Annotated in this window: 14 protein-coding genes; 12 read left to right on the forward strand and 2 right to left on the reverse strand. The window is 32.9% G+C overall.

What is annotated here, in order from left to right:
• Positions 1–26 precede the first annotated feature (26 nt).
• The 10 genes from B5X64_RS05630 (at position 27) to B5X64_RS05675 (ending at position 12,926) form a co-directional block, all read left to right on the forward strand.
• Complete coding sequence (locus tag B5X64_RS05630) at positions 27–1,256, forward strand: AAA family ATPase (protein WP_079464317.1); 1,230 nt, start codon at positions 27–29, stop codon at positions 1,254–1,256.
• 10 nt (positions 1,257–1,266) lie between these two features.
• Positions 1,267–1,881, forward strand: a complete 615-nt coding sequence (locus B5X64_RS05635) for an RloB family protein (RefSeq protein WP_164463381.1) — start codon at positions 1,267–1,269, stop codon at positions 1,879–1,881.
• Between the two features lie 14 nt (positions 1,882–1,895).
• A complete protein-coding gene (locus B5X64_RS05640; RefSeq protein ID WP_079464319.1) occupies positions 1,896–2,282 on the forward strand; it encodes a DUF423 domain-containing protein in 387 nt (128 codons plus the stop codon).
• 139 nt (positions 2,283–2,421) lie between these two features.
• The gene (locus B5X64_RS05645; RefSeq protein ID WP_079464320.1) at positions 2,422–3,699 is read left to right on the forward strand and encodes a chloride channel protein; all 1,278 of its coding nucleotides are present in this window, start codon (positions 2,422–2,424) and stop codon (positions 3,697–3,699) included.
• Positions 3,700–3,830: 131 nt separating this feature from the next.
• Positions 3,831–5,021 (forward strand): ADP-forming succinate--CoA ligase subunit beta, encoded by a 1,191-nt coding sequence (gene sucC / locus B5X64_RS05650; RefSeq protein ID WP_079464321.1) that lies wholly within the window; start codon positions 3,831–3,833, stop codon positions 5,019–5,021.
• 316 nt (positions 5,022–5,337) lie between these two features.
• Positions 5,338–6,534, forward strand: a complete 1,197-nt coding sequence (locus tag B5X64_RS05655) for an oxygenase MpaB family protein (RefSeq protein ID WP_079464322.1) — start codon at positions 5,338–5,340, stop codon at positions 6,532–6,534.
• A gap of 475 nt (positions 6,535–7,009) precedes the next feature.
• Positions 7,010–8,014, forward strand: a complete 1,005-nt coding sequence (gene recA, locus B5X64_RS05660; protein WP_079464323.1) for a recombinase RecA — start codon at positions 7,010–7,012, stop codon at positions 8,012–8,014.
• 204 nt (positions 8,015–8,218) lie between these two features.
• Complete coding sequence (htpG, locus tag B5X64_RS05665) at positions 8,219–10,111, forward strand: molecular chaperone HtpG (RefSeq protein WP_079464324.1); 1,893 nt, start codon at positions 8,219–8,221, stop codon at positions 10,109–10,111.
• Positions 10,112–10,214: 103 nt separating this feature from the next.
• Entirely contained in the window at positions 10,215–11,351 is a 1,137-nt protein-coding gene (locus tag B5X64_RS05670; protein WP_079464325.1) for a helix-turn-helix domain-containing protein, read from the forward strand.
• Positions 11,352–11,477: 126 nt separating this feature from the next.
• Entirely contained in the window at positions 11,478–12,926 is a 1,449-nt protein-coding gene (locus B5X64_RS05675; protein ID WP_228418759.1) for a serine hydrolase domain-containing protein, read from the forward strand.
• 105 nt (positions 12,927–13,031) lie between these two features.
• On the opposite strand, the gene B5X64_RS05680 is transcribed toward B5X64_RS05675, so the two are convergent.
• Positions 13,032–13,832, reverse strand: a complete 801-nt coding sequence (locus B5X64_RS05680; RefSeq protein WP_079464326.1) for an alpha/beta hydrolase — start codon at positions 13,830–13,832, stop codon at positions 13,032–13,034.
• 139 nt (positions 13,833–13,971) lie between these two features.
• Positions 13,972–14,268: an MGMT family protein gene (locus tag B5X64_RS05685; RefSeq protein WP_079464327.1), complete on the reverse strand. Its 297-nt coding sequence runs from the start codon at positions 14,266–14,268 to the stop codon at positions 13,972–13,974.
• Positions 14,269–14,502: 234 nt separating this feature from the next.
• Here B5X64_RS05685 and B5X64_RS05690 point away from each other — a divergent pair, with 234 nt between their 5' ends.
• Complete coding sequence (locus B5X64_RS05690) at positions 14,503–15,294, forward strand: glucose 1-dehydrogenase (RefSeq protein ID WP_079464328.1); 792 nt, start codon at positions 14,503–14,505, stop codon at positions 15,292–15,294.
• A 158-nt stretch (positions 15,295–15,452) separates the two neighbouring features.
• Positions 15,453–15,599: a hypothetical protein gene (locus tag B5X64_RS22770; RefSeq protein ID WP_164463382.1), complete on the forward strand. Its 147-nt coding sequence runs from the start codon at positions 15,453–15,455 to the stop codon at positions 15,597–15,599.
• Positions 15,600–15,696 lie beyond the last annotated feature (97 nt).

The following is a 15,696-nucleotide window of genomic DNA, read 5'->3' on the forward strand; positions in this document are numbered from 1 at the left end:
AATGATTTACAAAAATGAAATAAAAAATGATAATTAATTTCAGCGTAGAAAATTTTGGTTCTATAAAAGAAAAGCAAACTTTATCTTTTTTAGCCAATAAATCTGATCATTTAGAAGATTACTATATTATCGAACCAATTAAAGGCCTACGCCTTAATAAATTGGCTTTAATTTATGGTGCAAATGCTTCTGGGAAAACTACGGTTTTAAAAGCACTTGATTTTTTAAGAAGTATATGCACAAATCCACTTGATAAAAAAACAGAAAAATTTGATTTTGAACCTTTCTTGTTTGATGAACACACACCCAAGCAAAATACAAAGTTTGAATTAGAATTTGTACAAAAAAACATTCGTTATTTGTATGAAGTGGAGCTGAATAAGAGGTATGTTGTAAATGAAAGACTCTATGATTTTAATCCAAATAAAGCTTTAGTTTTTGAAAGAACATCAAACGAACTTAAAGAATTAACATCAATTAAATTTGGAAACAAAATTATAAAACGAAAGTCATTAGAAGAAAACTTAGAAATTTTTACTTTATGGAATAATACCGTTCTCGGCGGTTTTCAAAAGACAAATATAGATAATACTGCACTCATAAATACAAATTTATTTTTTAGAAATCTTGTTGAATTTATTGATGTTGATGAAAGGATGGTTGATATTATTAGTAAATTTGTGAAAGAAGAAAGTTCACTGAAAAATTTTTTCAACAGATTAATTAAAAAAGCAGATTTTAAAATAGATAGGGTGAAAGTTGGAAATATTGAAAATTTAGATTCTATCAAAAGAGAAAATTTAGAATTTATACATACCGTTTCTAATAAAAAATATTCTTTGAAATTTGCTGATGAATCACTGGGAACTAGAAAATATTTAAGTTCTACTGGTTTCTTGGTTTTGTTACTTTTTGCTGAAAGCATAATTCTGATAGATGAACTTGAATCGTCTCTTCATCCTGATTTATTTAATCATTTCTTATTAACTTATTTGGTTAATGGGAAAAAAGAATCTCAACTTATAGCAACTACCCATAACAGAGAAATTCTTAATAATAGAGATTTATTTAGAGATGATGCAATTTGGTTTACAAATAAAAATGAACATTCTGCAACTGAATTGTACTCATTAGCAGATTTTGATTCTTCTGTTGTAAGAGATACATCAAATGTTCTTAATGCATATAAATCTGGAAAACTGGGTGGTGTTCCAAATTTAGGAGATTATTATATCGATTTGGAAGATGGGGAATAGAAAATCTTTTTTGAGTAAAGGAAAGAAAACTTTTGCAATTGTTGGAGACGGTGATTGTGAAAAATGGTATTTTCAATTACTAAAAGATAAAGAACAACTAACAATTAATATTCTACCTCAATTACTTAAAAAAGCTTCTCTTGCAAAACAGTATGAATATGTAAAAGAATTGGCTAAAACTTACGATAAGGTATTTTGGATTGTCGATTATGATGTTATTGAAAGAGAATCAAGAGAATGTAAAAAAGGGGATGAAAAACGAAGTGCAGAATTTGCAAGATATTACAAAGAATTGTCTTCAATAAAAAACGTTGAAATTTTAGTAGTTAATACTTGTTTTGAATATTGGTTGTTGTTACATTTTAAATATTCTAAGAAAAGTTACAAAGACTGTGATGAGACAGGGAAGGATTTGAAAAAAGAATTTCCGGCTTACGAAAAATCAGAAAAGTTTTACAAAAAGAATAATGCTGATATTTATACTTCTTTAAAACCTAATTTATCAAACGCAATTGAAAACGCAAATAAGTTAGGAAATTTCGATATACAAAATCCAAATAATCCTGTTTGTGAAATTTATAAGCTATTTGATGAGAAAGGGAATTTTAATACTAATTGGATATAAATCTAAATTATAAAATGAAAACAATTACTTTAGTCTTTGGTGCCGCTTACGGAATGTTATCCGTTATTTTAGGTGCATTCGGCGCACATGCTTTAAAGAAAATTTTATCTGTGGAAAGACTGGAAAGCTTTGAAACAGGCGTAAGATATCAAATGTACGCTGCTTTCTTTTTACTGATTGCAGGATATATTTTAAAATTTGATACCTCATCTCAAAAATGGATTTCTATTTTGATGATTGCAGGAACAATGCTGTTTTCTTTCAGTATTTATTTTTTAAGTCTGCAGGATTATTTAGGAGCAAACCTTAAATTTTTAGGACCGATTACGCCACTGGGAGGATTGTTTATGATTTTAGCTTGGTTGATGCTGATTTTTTATTTTGTGAAGAATAAAATTTAAATAATAAGAAAGTCTTCGATTTCATTCAGACTGACATTTTTACAAAAACGTTTAGTATTAGCAATGTCATGCTGAGCGAAGTCGAAGCATCTCACAAAACATTTTACAAATGATGATCGTAATTTTAAAATAAATTAAAATGAAAATCAACAGAAGACGTCGCTTAATACGAACTTTTAATCTTTTGGATCAACCCATTAAGTTTAATCCTTTCGTATTCAGCCGTACTTTTTTTATGTGGGCAATTACAGGTTTAGTCGGCGGAATTATCGCAGGTTTATACTGGATTGTTCTCGAACATTTCACGGAGTTTTTACACCAATTTCAAGGTTGGATGGTGATTCCTACGATGGCAATTTCCGGTCTTTTGGCGGGTTTGGTTATCCATTTTATTGGTGATCCGGGAGAAATTCATTTAATTGTTAATAACATTAGATTTAATAAAGGAAAATTAGATCCTAAAAATAATCCTTCCATGATTTTGTCGTCACTTTTTTGCGTGGCATCGGGTGGAAGTTTAGGTCCGGAAGCACCTTTGGTTCAGGTTACAGGTTCTACAGGAACTTATTTAGGGAAATTGTTTAGATTGAAAGGTGAAGAGCTACGCTCTTTAAGTATTGCCGGAATGGCTTCCGGTTTTACGGCACTTTTTGGTGCTCCGCTTGGTGGAAGTTTATTTTCTCTGGAAATTCTTCATCATAAACATGCTGTAGAATATTACAAAGCGATTATTCCGGCTTTGGTAGCGAGCTGTTTCAGTTATCTTATGTTTGCTTTGATTATTCATCTGGGAATCGGAGCGACCTGGAATCTGAAAGCCTATCATTACACCGGAGTTTACGATTTTGCCTATGCAACCGCTTTCGGAATTGTCGGAACTCTGTTTGGCTGGATTTTCATTTTTGTGGTTAAATTTTTCAAAAAAGTTTTTGAATACAGAAAATTTCCAATCTACATCAAGACTTTGGTTGGCGGAATTTTACTAGGAATTATCGCTTTCTATTTTCCATTGACAAGATATTTTGGGCACCATGAAGTGAATGAATTAATTAATGGAGATTATACGCTGAATTTTTTAATTATCATTTTAATTTTTAAAATCTTAGCCATCGCGATTACTGTAACTTCCGGATGGAGAGGTGGTTTTATCATTCCATTGTTTTTTGTAGGAACAACATTAGGGCTAATTATTCATCATTTATTTCCTTCGGTAGATACCACTTTGGCGATTGTAAGTTGTATGGCAGCGATTAATGCTTGTGTAACCAGAACACCCATGAGTACAACCATTATTTTGGGAACTCTTACAGGCTTTACTTATTTAGTACCGATACTTTTTGCAAGTTTAACGGGCTATTTCTTAGCACCTAAAATTCCATTTATTGGTTCGCAATCGGAAAAATTAGCGGAAGAATAGAAAAATTTCAGACAAAAAGTTAATGAAAGAAGAAATATCATCTTAATTTCTATTCTAATAAACTTGAACTTCCGTGTCTTTTTATTAAATTTGTCAACCTTTAAATATTAAAATAAAATAATAAAAATAATATGAATCTTCACGAGTATCAATCAAAAGAGATTTTATCAAAGTATGGAGTAGCTATCCAACGCGGTCACGTAGCAAACACTGTTGAGGAAGCAGTAGCTGCTGCTGAAAAATTAACTGCTGAAACCGGAGCTCAGGCTTGGGTTGTAAAAGCACAAATTCACGCAGGTGGTCGTGGTAAAGGTGGCGGTGTAAAGTTTTCTCCAAACATGGATAAGCTTAAAGAAAACGCTCAAAACATCATCGGAATGCAATTGATTACACCTCAGACTTCTGCTGAAGGTAAATTGGTAAATTCTGTATTGGTTGCTGAGGATGTATATTATCCTGGAGAATCTGAAACTAAAGAATTTTATGTTTCTATTCTTTTAGACAGAGCTGAAGGTAAAAATACAATCGTATATTCTACTGAAGGTGGTATGGATATTGAGCACGTTGCTGAAGTAACTCCTCACTTGATCCACAACGAATTAATTGATGCTACTTTGGGTCTTCAAGGTTTCCAGGCTAGAAAAATTGCTTTCAATCTAGGTCTTGAAGGAAATGCGTTCAAAGAATTTACAAAATTCATCTCATCTCTTTACAATGCTTACGTAGGAATTGATGCTTCTCTTTTCGAAATCAACCCGGTTTTGAAAACTTCTGATAACAAAATTATCGCTGTAGATGCAAAAGTAACTTTGGATGGTAACTCATTGTTCCGTCACAAAGATCTTGCTGAGTTGAGAGATACAAGAGAAGAAGATCCTTTGGATGTTGAAGCTGGTGAAGCTGGTCTTAACTTCGTAAAACTAGATGGTAACGTTGCTTGTATGGTAAACGGAGCTGGTCTTGCAATGGCTACAATGGATATCATCAAATTATCTGGAGGTAACCCTGCAAACTTCTTAGACGTTGGTGGTACTGCAGATGCTGCAAGAGTACAGACTGCTTTCGAAATCGTTTTAAGAGATCCAAACGTAAAAGCTATTTTGATCAACATCTTCGGAGGTATTGTAAGATGTGACAGAGTTGCTCAAGGTGTTGTAGATGCTTACAAAGCGATGGGAAGTCTTCCTGTTCCATTGATCGTAAGATTACAAGGAACTAACGCTGTAGAAGCTAAAAAATTAATTGACGAGTCTGGTCTTCCGGTACACTCTGCAATTACTTTAGAAGAAGCTGCAAACAAAGTAAAAGAAGTTTTAGCTTAATTTTAAAACTTTTATATAAATTTAAACCGTTCCATTTTTGGAGCGGTTTTTTTTAATCAAAGAGTAAAATTATTTTTAACACTTTAGTTATCTTTAAGTTAAACTTAATTACGCTTAGAAGAACACTTAAGTTTTCTGAAAATCTTTGATTTTCTTCTTATATGAACTTTTTATTTTCAATTTATTAAACTTTCAAAAACTTAAGTATTCTAAAGTTTTTAAAAAAAGCTTTTGTGTCTTTTGTGGTTTAATCCATATCAAAAACTGACAAATTTCATCAAAAAATTTCGGCGTAAAACTTGTACCTTTATCATTGATGAAAGACTACATTTTACAGCCAAGATTTAAAGACTCTCTTCATTTCAAAGATTTTTGGACGAAAGGAAACGGAAAGCAATTGATTGATTTTTCCGGAGCAGAAGTGAGTTTCAGAGACTTTGAAAAATTTGCTCCTTTCTTTTATCATGTGGATGAAATAGGAGATGAGGTTGTAAAAGATGTGTATTTCACCAAAAAATATAGCGAAGCATCACGAGAGATCGAGCAATATATCAGAAATGGAATTTCGCAGAATGATGAAGCTCCAGAAAGTGTAAAAAAGCTTTTTGCTCAAACACAAAAACTTCCAGGATGGCTTGATTACACTTTAATAAAAGCAGGAGCGGAGCTTTGTATGCGAAGCAATCTCGATTCTTTAATTTCGCTCAGAGATTATTGTTTAATTGGCGGTTACGATTATGCATATCTCAACAAACCTTTGGTGGCAACCGAAGCGCTAAAAAAAGGTGCCGTAAAAAGGCTGTCGGAAACACTGGATTTTTGGGTAAATGTGACAAGATACGATGCGCTGGAAATTCATCAAAAAGGTTACGAATTTGCGATAAAAACCCGACTCATTCATTCATACGCAAGACTTTCGATCAAAAAACATTATAAAAGCTGGGACACTAAAAATTGGGGCGAGCCGATTAATTCATGGGATATGATGGCGACGTACATTGGTTTTAGTCTTGTTTTCCTGCACAGTCTTCATAAATTTGGCAATACTTTTTCAGAAGAGGAAGAGAAAGGGCTTTTTCATCTTTGGAAATACGTAGGATATCTACTTGGAATTCCCGAGAACCTGCTTCCCAACGATAAAAAACAGGCAACAGAATATTTTTATCTATGGACTTCCGTTCAGCCGTCTTCAGACAAAGATTCAGTTTTGCTGGCACATTCTTTATTGAATGAATCTTTAGAAAATCCTATTTTAAAATATAGTTTTCAAAGAAAAAACCTGCGTTATCTGCATATTTGCTGCACTTGGTTTTTACTGGATGATGAGGTTTGCAAAAGACTCGAAATTCCTGAAGTACCTTTCAAAAAAGGTTTCCCCATTACAAAGAAGATTATCAATAAAATATATGATTCTACGGTAAGTCGAGAAGCGAGAATAAAAAAAGGAAATAAAGACCAGATGAAAGTGTTGGAGGATTATTTGAGAATTACTCAGAACTCAAACTTCCATTAAAGAATCATTCATTACCCATTACTTATTACTCATAATTAGGAGCTTAATCCCGCTTTCACTACTCGCTTTTTGATCTTTTTGGCGGCGGCAAAGCCGCCGCCAAAAAGATCAAAAGAGCTCAAACATGCCGTTCAATCGGGGCTAAAACCGCCCTGTTGTCAAAAAAGTTTAGTTAACTTATATTGAGCTTTAGGGCAGTTTTTGTCAATAGCCCCGATTGCAGCGACATCCTTTTTCTGCGTTGGATTGTTAAAAAGCGATGGCGAAAAAGATATAGTGGAAAGCGGGATTAAGCTTCAAAAAAACAATCTTTGAAAAAATCGGATTTATATTTTCAAAAATTCTATCTTGATTTTTGCTTTTTAAATGCAATAAAGTTTATCATTTTTTAACGTTAAAATCAAATCTCAAAGACAAAAAATATTAGCATTTGAAATTTTAAATATGTATTTTTGATAAATTATTTTAATACAATATGAGCAACATAGATGATAAGAAAAAAGCACTTGCCTTGGTGCTTGACAAGTTAGATAAAACATACGGGAAGGGAACTGTAATGACTTTAGGGGATAGCGCAGTTGATACAACCATCGAAGTAATTCCGTCAGGATCATTAGGTTTAGACATTGCTTTGGGTGTTGGCGGTTATCCAAGAGGAAGAATCATCGAGATCTACGGTCCAGAATCTTCTGGTAAAACAACGTTAACGCTTCATGCGATTGCAGAAGCTCAAAAAGCGGGTGGAATAGCAGCTTTTATTGATGCTGAGCACGCTTTCGACAGGGGTTACGCAGCAAAATTAGGAATCGATTTAGAAAACCTAATTATTTCTCAACCAGACAACGGTGAACAAGCTTTGGAAATTGCTGATAACTTGATTCGTTCAGGTGCAATTGACATCGTGGTAATTGACTCTGTAGCAGCATTGACTCCAAAAGCAGAGATCGAAGGAGAAATGGGAGATTCTAAAATGGGTCTTCACGCAAGATTAATGTCTCAGGCATTAAGAAAATTGACTGCGACTATTAACAGAACAAAATGTACGGTAATTTTCATCAACCAGTTGAGAGAAAAGATCGGTGTAATGTTCGGAAATCCTGAAACAACAACCGGTGGTAATGCACTGAAATTTTACGCTTCTGTAAGGTTAGATATCAGAAAAGCAAGCGCACCAATTAAAAATGGAGATGAAGCTATCGGTAGCCGTGTGAAAGTGAAAGTTGTGAAGAATAAAGTGGCTCCACCTTTCAAAATGGCAGAATTTGATATTATGTACGGTGAAGGGGTTTCTAAAACCGGAGAAATCTTAGATACAGCAGTTGATATGGGAATTGTGAAGAAAAGCGGTTCTTGGTTCAGCTATGGTGAAACTAAGCTAGGACAGGGTCGTGATGCTGTTAGAGACTTGTTGAAAGACAATCCTGAATTAGCAGAAGAACTTGAAAATAAAGTAAAAGAAGAAATTGCTAACAAAAAGTAATGTATTCTAAATGAAATAGTAAAGACAGCTGAATGGCTGTCTTTTTTGTTGCATATAAATTAGTGAAAACCGAAATAAACTTATGTAATTGTATTGAATATATTTTATTCGCAGAAATTGATAATAAAAAAATGCCAATCTGTCACTTTCTTTTCAATGGTATTTTTTTTGAGAATTGATAATCAAATTTAAAAATTAAATACAATGACAAAAGGAAATATTAATGTTTCGGTGGAAAACATTTTCCCACTAATTAAAAAATTTCTTTACAGCGACCACGAAATATTTTTAAGAGAATTAATTTCAAACGCAACAGATGCTACTTTAAAATTAAAACATTTAACCAACATTGGTGAAGCTAAAGTAGATTACGGAAACCCGAAAATCGAGGTGAAAATCGATAAGGAAAACAAGAAACTTCACATCATCGACCAAGGTTTGGGAATGACGGCTGAAGAAGTTGAAAAATACATCAACCAGGTTGCATTTTCCGGAGCAGAAGAATTCCTAGAAAAATATAAAGATTCGGCTAAAGATTCAGGAATTATCGGGCACTTTGGTTTAGGTTTTTACTCTGCTTTTATGGTAGCAGAAAAAGTAGAAATTATTTCTAAATCTTTTAAAGACGAACCTGCTGTTCACTGGATTTGCGACGGAAGTCCGGAATTTACGTTAGAAGAAACGACCGCTAAAACCAACAGAGGAACTGAAATTATCCTTCATATCGCAGAAGATTCTACAGAGTTTTTAGAAGAAGGAAAAATCCGTGAATTGTTGACGAAGTACAACAAATTTATGCCTGTTCCAATTAAATTCGGAACAAGAACTGAAACACTTCCTTTACCGGAAGGCGCTGCAGAAGATGCCGTTGCAGAAACTATTGAGGTAGATAATATCGTTAATAATCCAACTCCGGCTTGGACGAAATCTCCAAGCGAATTAAAGGATGAAGATTACAAAGCATTCTACCACGAATTGTATCCAATGCAGTTTGAGGAGCCTTTATTTAATATTCATTTGAATGTTGATTATCCGTTCAATTTAACGGGAGTTTTATATTTCCCGAAATTGGCGAATAATTTAAATATCGAAAAAGATAAAATTCAATTGTACCAAAATCAGGTTTTCGTAACCGATGAGGTGAAAGGAATTGTTCCTGACTTTTTGATGTTGTTGAGAGGGGTTATCGATTCTCCGGATATTCCGTTGAACGTTTCGCGTTCTTATTTGCAAGCTGATGGTGCGGTGAAGAAAATTTCTTCTTACATCACAAAGAAAGTTGCCGATAAAATGGTTTCGTTGATTAACGAAAACCGTGAGGATTACGACAAAAAATGGAATGACATTAAAATCGTTATCGAATACGGAATGATTTCCGAAGATAAATTCTTCGAAAAATCTGACAAATTTGCACTTTATCCAACAACCGACGGAAAATATTTCCTTTGGAATGAATTAGAAGAAAAAATCAAACCTTCTCAAACAGATAAAGACGGAAATTTGGTGATTCTTTATGCTACGAATGTCGATGAACAGCACTCTTACATTCAGTCAGCGAAAGATAAAGGGTACGAAGTTATTCTTTTAGATTCGCCAATCGTTCCACATTTGATCCAAAAACTGGAAACTTCAAAAGAGAAGATTTCTTTTGTAAGAGTAGATGCCGATCACATCAATAACTTGATTAAAAAAGACGAACCTGCAATTTCTAAATTAAATGAAACTGAAAAAGAATCATTAAAGAAAAATGTAGAAGAATCTATTAATGATAAAAAATTCACCGTTCAGCTGGAAGATTTAGACAGCAGCGATGCTCCGTTTACCATTACCCAGCCCGAATTTATGCGTAGAATGAAAGATATGCAGGCAACCGGCGGTGGTGGAATGTTCGGAATGGGAGGTTTCCCGGAAATGTATAATTTGGTGGTGAATTCTAACAGTGAATTTGCAACTAAAATTCTTGCTAATGAAAATGCTGAGGAGAAAAGCTCTCAAATTAAACACGCTTTAGACTTAGCTAAACTTTCTCAAAACCTATTGAAAGGAAAAGAGTTGACAGACTTTATTCAGAGAAGCTATAAGCAACTGGAGAAGTAATTTAAACTAATTTATATTGTAAAACCGGAACGATTTTGTTGTTCCGGTTTTTTTATAAAAAAATTATCGTAGAAATGCTAAATTTGGCTTTGCTTAAAAAAACATGGACAAACACAATTTTCTGGATTTAGCCTCATTAATTGGAATTTTTCTGGTGTTATTTCTTGCGTTGTTTTTGTTAACAGTAAAGACCAAGCACAAATTAGGAAACCAGCTTTTTGCTTTTTTTCTTATCGCAAATGCCATAGATGCCTGTAAATATTTGATTCATCATATTCCTGCAAACTTCATAAACCTTGAGGTTTTTCGTTGGAGTATTGTCTATTTGGTTCCGGCATCGTTTTATCTCTATGTATTGTCGGTTTGCTTTTCTAACTTCCGATTAAAACCTAAACATTTACTGCACGCTATTCCGTTTGTTGCTTACAATTTGTATTTAATGTCGGGTATATATTTCGAAAATACAGCCATGAAATTGCATTTCATAAAGGGGATGAATCAAATGCCTATTACCCAATTTTTTCAATTTCTTTTCGAATTGCTATTTCAAGTTTATTTTATTGCTTCATTTTTGGTTATTCGAAAATCAAGAACTGTTTATCTTGAAAATTATACGAATCCAAATATTTCTTTAATTAATGCACTTTACAAAATAACAACTGTATATTATCTCTTACATTTTTTAGTACTTCTAAGGTGGCTGGTTACTTTTACTATTGGTTTGGGAGAGATCAGACAATGGATTGTAACCCTTGATGGGTTTACGTTTTTATTTTGTACTTGTTGGTATCTATTTATTGCATTAAATAATCCTGAATTTTTCCGAGGAGTGAATTCTCATTTGAAACCTATTACAGAAGTTGCTACAAAGCAAAAATCTTCTCGTATAATTGATGACGAAAAAAATAAGCAAATCGAGTTTTTGAAAAAGTTTATGATTGAAAAAGAACCTTATCTGGATTCTTCATTAACCATTCAGGATTTATCTGAGCAGGTAAAAATGCCCATTAAAGATTTATCTACTTTGATTAATTTGTATATGGATAAACACTTTTTCGATTTTGTAAATGAATATCGAATTGAAAAAGCTAAAGAAATACTAAAAGATCCTTTGCAAAAAGAACTAACAATTCTTGAAATTCTTTATGAGGTTGGCTTCAATTCTAAATCGTCGTTTAGTACTTCTTTTAAAAAACATACAGGAAAAACGCCTACCGATTTTAGAAAAAATCCAAATTAATTTATTTTTTTTCTGATAAATGCGTTCGACTTTTTTTAATCGGTCGCGTACTGAGACGTTTTAAGGCATCTTTGCAGAAAGTTTTTAAACAATCAATCAAATCCTGTCTCCGAAAAATTAATTACAATGAAGAACCGATTTTTCTTATTATTGCTAACTGTTTTATTGACAAATATGCTTTCTGCCCAAAAATTAAATAATTTCAAAGAGGGAAAGAGTGGAAATCAAAAATCGATTAAACAAAAAGGAGTCTATATCGACCCAATAGATTCGTTAATGGCAAAATCCTATGAAAGAGGTTTGTTTAATGGAAATGTTCTTATCGTTAAAAATGATAAAATCATCTATCAAAAATCATATGGTTTTACTGATGAAACAAAACAAACTGCTTTAAATGATAAGTCAATATTCAACATTGGCTCTATTGCAAAGGAATTTAATGCTGTCGCCATAATGATTTTAGCTGAACGTGGTCTTCTTAATCTGGATGACTCGATTTCTAAATTTAATTTGGGTTTGCCGAAATGGGCAGAAAAAGTCACCATCCGACATTTGATAAATTACGCCAGCGGAATTCCTAAAATAGAGTCGGGGCTAAATCCGGTAAGTGATGCAGATGCGTGGAAGATTTTGAGAAGTAGTGATAATTTATTGTTTGAACCTGGAACAAGTTACAAATACGATAACGGCAATGTCTTTTTACAAAGAAGAATCATTGAAAAGGTAACAGGAGTATCATTTCAAGAATTTGTTACTAAAAATATAATTAAACCATTGAAAATGACAAATGCGGTATTTGATCCAAAATTTGGTTCTAAAAACCGTACATCTTGTTATGATTTTGACAATGTCCGATGCCAAGAAGTGAATTTTATAAGTGGATGGCTTTGGGTAGACATCAATGATTTATATAAATGGATTGAAGCGATGAATTCTAATCGTTTAATTTCCAAAGAATCCTTTCAAACTCTTTTGAAAAATCCATATGCAATTGACGAAGGTGGGTCACTTGGCAGATATTTTGAAAATGATGAATTGCAACGACACAATGGCGTATCGTATAAATTTGAATCCATCTTTTTAAACGATTTTAAAAATAATAGTACGATAATTCTATTGTCTAATAATCTAAATAGAGTTTGGGATTTAGGATATACTATTCACAATTTAATGTTGGGAAAAGATTACGAGATTCCTAAAAAATCTGTTTACCAAGCGATAAGAAAGGAATCTCTCAATGATATCAATAAAGCTATAGAGACTTACTATTTACTTAAAGAAAATTCTAAAAATGAATATAGCTTTGAAAACCCAGGCGAACTGAATAAATTAGGATATGAACTATTAAGAATTGGAAAAATCAATGAATCTATAACAGTATTTAAATTAGCTACAAAAGAGTTTCCTAAAAACGCTAATCTATTTGATAGTTTAGGAGAAGTTTATTTTACAAACAAGCAATACGATTTGGCATTAACTAGCTATAACAAAGCAATAAGTCTTGGTGGCACTAATGGTAATGCAGAAAAAATGATAGAAAAAATAGGGAATGAAATGGAAAACAAACGCTTTTGAAAATTGAGGGAATTTTGATAAAAAAATAATAGTACTTGTACTTAATAATTTAAAAAGTTTCGGCGACTTTATCATCGCCGAAACTCTCATGAATTTTTTAAGATTTTATTTAATCAAAGCCTCAACTGATCTCACAACATCGGCAGGTTTTTCAGTTATTGCACTCAAATGATCAGCAGTAAATTCTAAAAACTGTTTTGGTTCAGCAGCATTTTTGTAAATTTCTTCACCTTGAGAAAAAGGAACGGTCTTATCATTTTTGCTGTAAATAAATAGCTTTGGAAGGCCTTCGGTATATTTTATATCTTCTTTTGCAGCATAAACAGAAGATAACATTTTCGCAAGAGCGTCTTTAAATTGTGGAGCAAAAACTGCGGCAATATCTGCAAATGAAGACATTCCTCCGTCAATCACCAATCCTGATATTTTATCTTTATTAGCTCTGGCTAAATGTGCTGAAATTTGTGATCCTAAAGAAGCGCCATAGATAATGATTTTCGTATTTTTCACATCTTTTCTCCTTGTGATATAGTCAAAAAACTTTTGTCCGTCTTGGGCAATATTCACATGGGTTGGTGTTCCTGTAGATTTCCCATATCCTCTGAAATCGACCATAATTACTTGAAATCCGCTTTCTACCAAAGGTTTTGTCATAAAAGTATAGGTAGAAACATTTCCGGCTGCACCGTGGAAAAATAAAATGGTAGCTTTTGGCTTTACAGAATTTGGCTTCAGAACAATAGCAGTGATGGTATCTTTATCAACAGGATAACTGATCTCCTCATATTTCAAATTTTCTATAGGTTTTAATTCTTTGCTGGGTTGATAAAATTTATCATCAATTTGAGCATAGAAAAATTGAGTAAGGATGATAAATAAAAATGTAATGGTAGTTTTTGCTTTCATAGAATTGTTTTAATTATGAAGCAAATATAAAGAGGATAGGAGGTTTGTGCAATATTATATCACCGAACTGTTACTTTTTATTACTGAACTGTTGTTTAAAAAAGAAGGAACATTACATTTTTCTTTGAAGCGATAAATTTTACAATTCATCCAAAGGATTCCAAAATAGTTTTTTAAAATTTTTTATTCTGAAATTTTCTACTTCAATTCCTTCAGTTTCCAATTTTTCCTGAAATTCCGGAACAGATAAAGTTCCCGAGCTTGAAATCACACGATGAGCAGGAACATCTTTCGGACAACCACCCATTGCTTTTCCTACATGCCGAGAGTGATTGGGAAAACCAACCGCTTTGGCAATCGCACCGTAGCTCGTTACTCTTCCTTTGGGAACTAATTTGGTAATTTCCCAGACTTGTTGTTTGAAGGTTTCGTTCATTTCATTGATTTAAATGGAGATTCAAATGTAATAAATTTATAATCTTCCTTTTTACAATTCATCTTATTAAGTTCAGGATTCTCATTTTATTTTAACCTTGATAAAATTTATGAGTTATTAAATTCGTAATATTTTAGGAAAGATTTCAACATGTTTAGTAAAATCTTATCATAGATCAAGATGAATAAAGGTGTTATTGTTGTAAATTGAAGCAATGAATTAAATATCAAAATCATGGCAAATTTAAAAGGAAAAGTAATTATAGTGACAGGAGCAGGAATGGGTTTAGGCTTGGCTGCTGCAGATGTTTTAGCGTCAAAAGGAGCAAATGTTACCTTGGTAGATTATAATAATGAAGCTTTAAATAAAGCAAAAACAGAACTGGAGGCAAAGTATCCTGAAAGTAAATTCTTGACCGTTACAGCAGATGTTTCTGTAGAAGAAAATGTGAAAAACTATGTTGATGCAACCGTAAGAGAATTTGGGAAAATTGACGGGCTATACAACAACGCAGGTATCGAAGGAAAACAGGCTCCATTGATTGAATATGATATTGAAGTTTTTAAAAAAGTAATCGACATCAACCTTTTAGGAGTATATTATGGGATGAAATACGTAATTCCTGAATTGCAGAAAAATGGTGGTGGAAGAATCGTCAATGTAGCTTCTGTTGGTGGAATCAGAGGAGTTATGAATCAGACCGCTTACGTTGCCACAAAACATGCTGTCGCGGGAATGACGAAAAATGCAGCCTTAGAATATGGGAAAGACAATATTTTAACCAACGCCATTGCTCCGGGCGCAATTTTAACGCCAATGGTTGCTGAAGCTTTCCATCAGGTGAATCCTGAAGATCCTAAAGCAGCTGAAAAAGAATATGCATCAAGAAATCCAACCAAAAGATTGGGTGATCCTAAAGATGTTGGAAGCTTGGTCGCTTACTTATTAAGTGATGAAAATGGTTATGTTTCTGGACAGGTGATCGCTATTGATGGTGGAGAATCTAATATGTACGGAAATTCATAAGACCAAATGCTTTTAGCATTTATGTGAAAATTGCCTTTAGTATTGAGGGCAATTTTTGTTTTTTTTAATGATATATACTTCCTGCCTCCGACATCTAATTTACAGCTTAAACAAAACTGCATAATTTTTGAATGATTCATCTTATCTAAATCTAAATTATGAAAAAGTCCATTTTCAGATTCTTGAATAAAATGAATAAAGCTGTTTTACCTAAACTGAGCGATAAAGATCCTACAAAACTGACTAAAGTACAGAAAGCAATTTTAGCGTACCGTTATTTTGTACTGACCAATTCGTTGGACTAAATTTTATGTCGAAAATTGATGAAAATTTTTGATTGCTATAAAGATATAAAATGGTATAACCTCACGCAGATTTTAGAGATTTAAAATCATCTATAAA

Source organism: Chryseobacterium balustinum (assembly GCF_900168205.1).
Lineage (GTDB): Bacteria > Bacteroidota > Bacteroidia > Flavobacteriales > Weeksellaceae > Chryseobacterium > Chryseobacterium balustinum.

Excerpts from the sequence above, each read along its gene's own strand:
- B5X64_RS05630 (WP_079464317.1), top strand. The coding sequence starts at position 27 with ATGATAATTAATTTCAGCGTAGAAAATTTTGGTTCTATAAAAGAAAAG.
- B5X64_RS05640 (WP_079464319.1), top strand. The coding sequence starts at position 1,896 with ATGAAAACAATTACTTTAGTCTTTGGTGCCGCTTACGGAATGTTATCC.
- B5X64_RS05645 (WP_079464320.1), top strand. The coding sequence starts at position 2,422 with ATGAAAATCAACAGAAGACGTCGCTTAATACGAACTTTTAATCTTTTG.
- sucC (WP_079464321.1), top strand. The coding sequence starts at position 3,831 with ATGAATCTTCACGAGTATCAATCAAAAGAGATTTTATCAAAGTATGGA.
- B5X64_RS05655 (WP_079464322.1), top strand. The coding sequence starts at position 5,338 with ATGAAAGACTACATTTTACAGCCAAGATTTAAAGACTCTCTTCATTTC.
- recA (WP_079464323.1), top strand. The coding sequence starts at position 7,010 with ATGAGCAACATAGATGATAAGAAAAAAGCACTTGCCTTGGTGCTTGAC.
- htpG (WP_079464324.1), top strand. The coding sequence starts at position 8,219 with ATGACAAAAGGAAATATTAATGTTTCGGTGGAAAACATTTTCCCACTA.
- B5X64_RS05670 (WP_079464325.1), top strand. The coding sequence starts at position 10,215 with ATGGACAAACACAATTTTCTGGATTTAGCCTCATTAATTGGAATTTTT.
- B5X64_RS05675 (WP_228418759.1), top strand. The coding sequence starts at position 11,478 with ATGAAGAACCGATTTTTCTTATTATTGCTAACTGTTTTATTGACAAAT.
- B5X64_RS05680 (WP_079464326.1), bottom strand. The coding sequence starts at position 13,832 with ATGAAAGCAAAAACTACCATTACATTTTTATTTATCATCCTTACTCAA.
- B5X64_RS05685 (WP_079464327.1), bottom strand. The coding sequence starts at position 14,268 with ATGAACGAAACCTTCAAACAACAAGTCTGGGAAATTACCAAATTAGTT.
- B5X64_RS05690 (WP_079464328.1), top strand. The coding sequence starts at position 14,503 with ATGGCAAATTTAAAAGGAAAAGTAATTATAGTGACAGGAGCAGGAATG.
- B5X64_RS22770 (WP_164463382.1), top strand. The coding sequence starts at position 15,453 with ATGAAAAAGTCCATTTTCAGATTCTTGAATAAAATGAATAAAGCTGTT.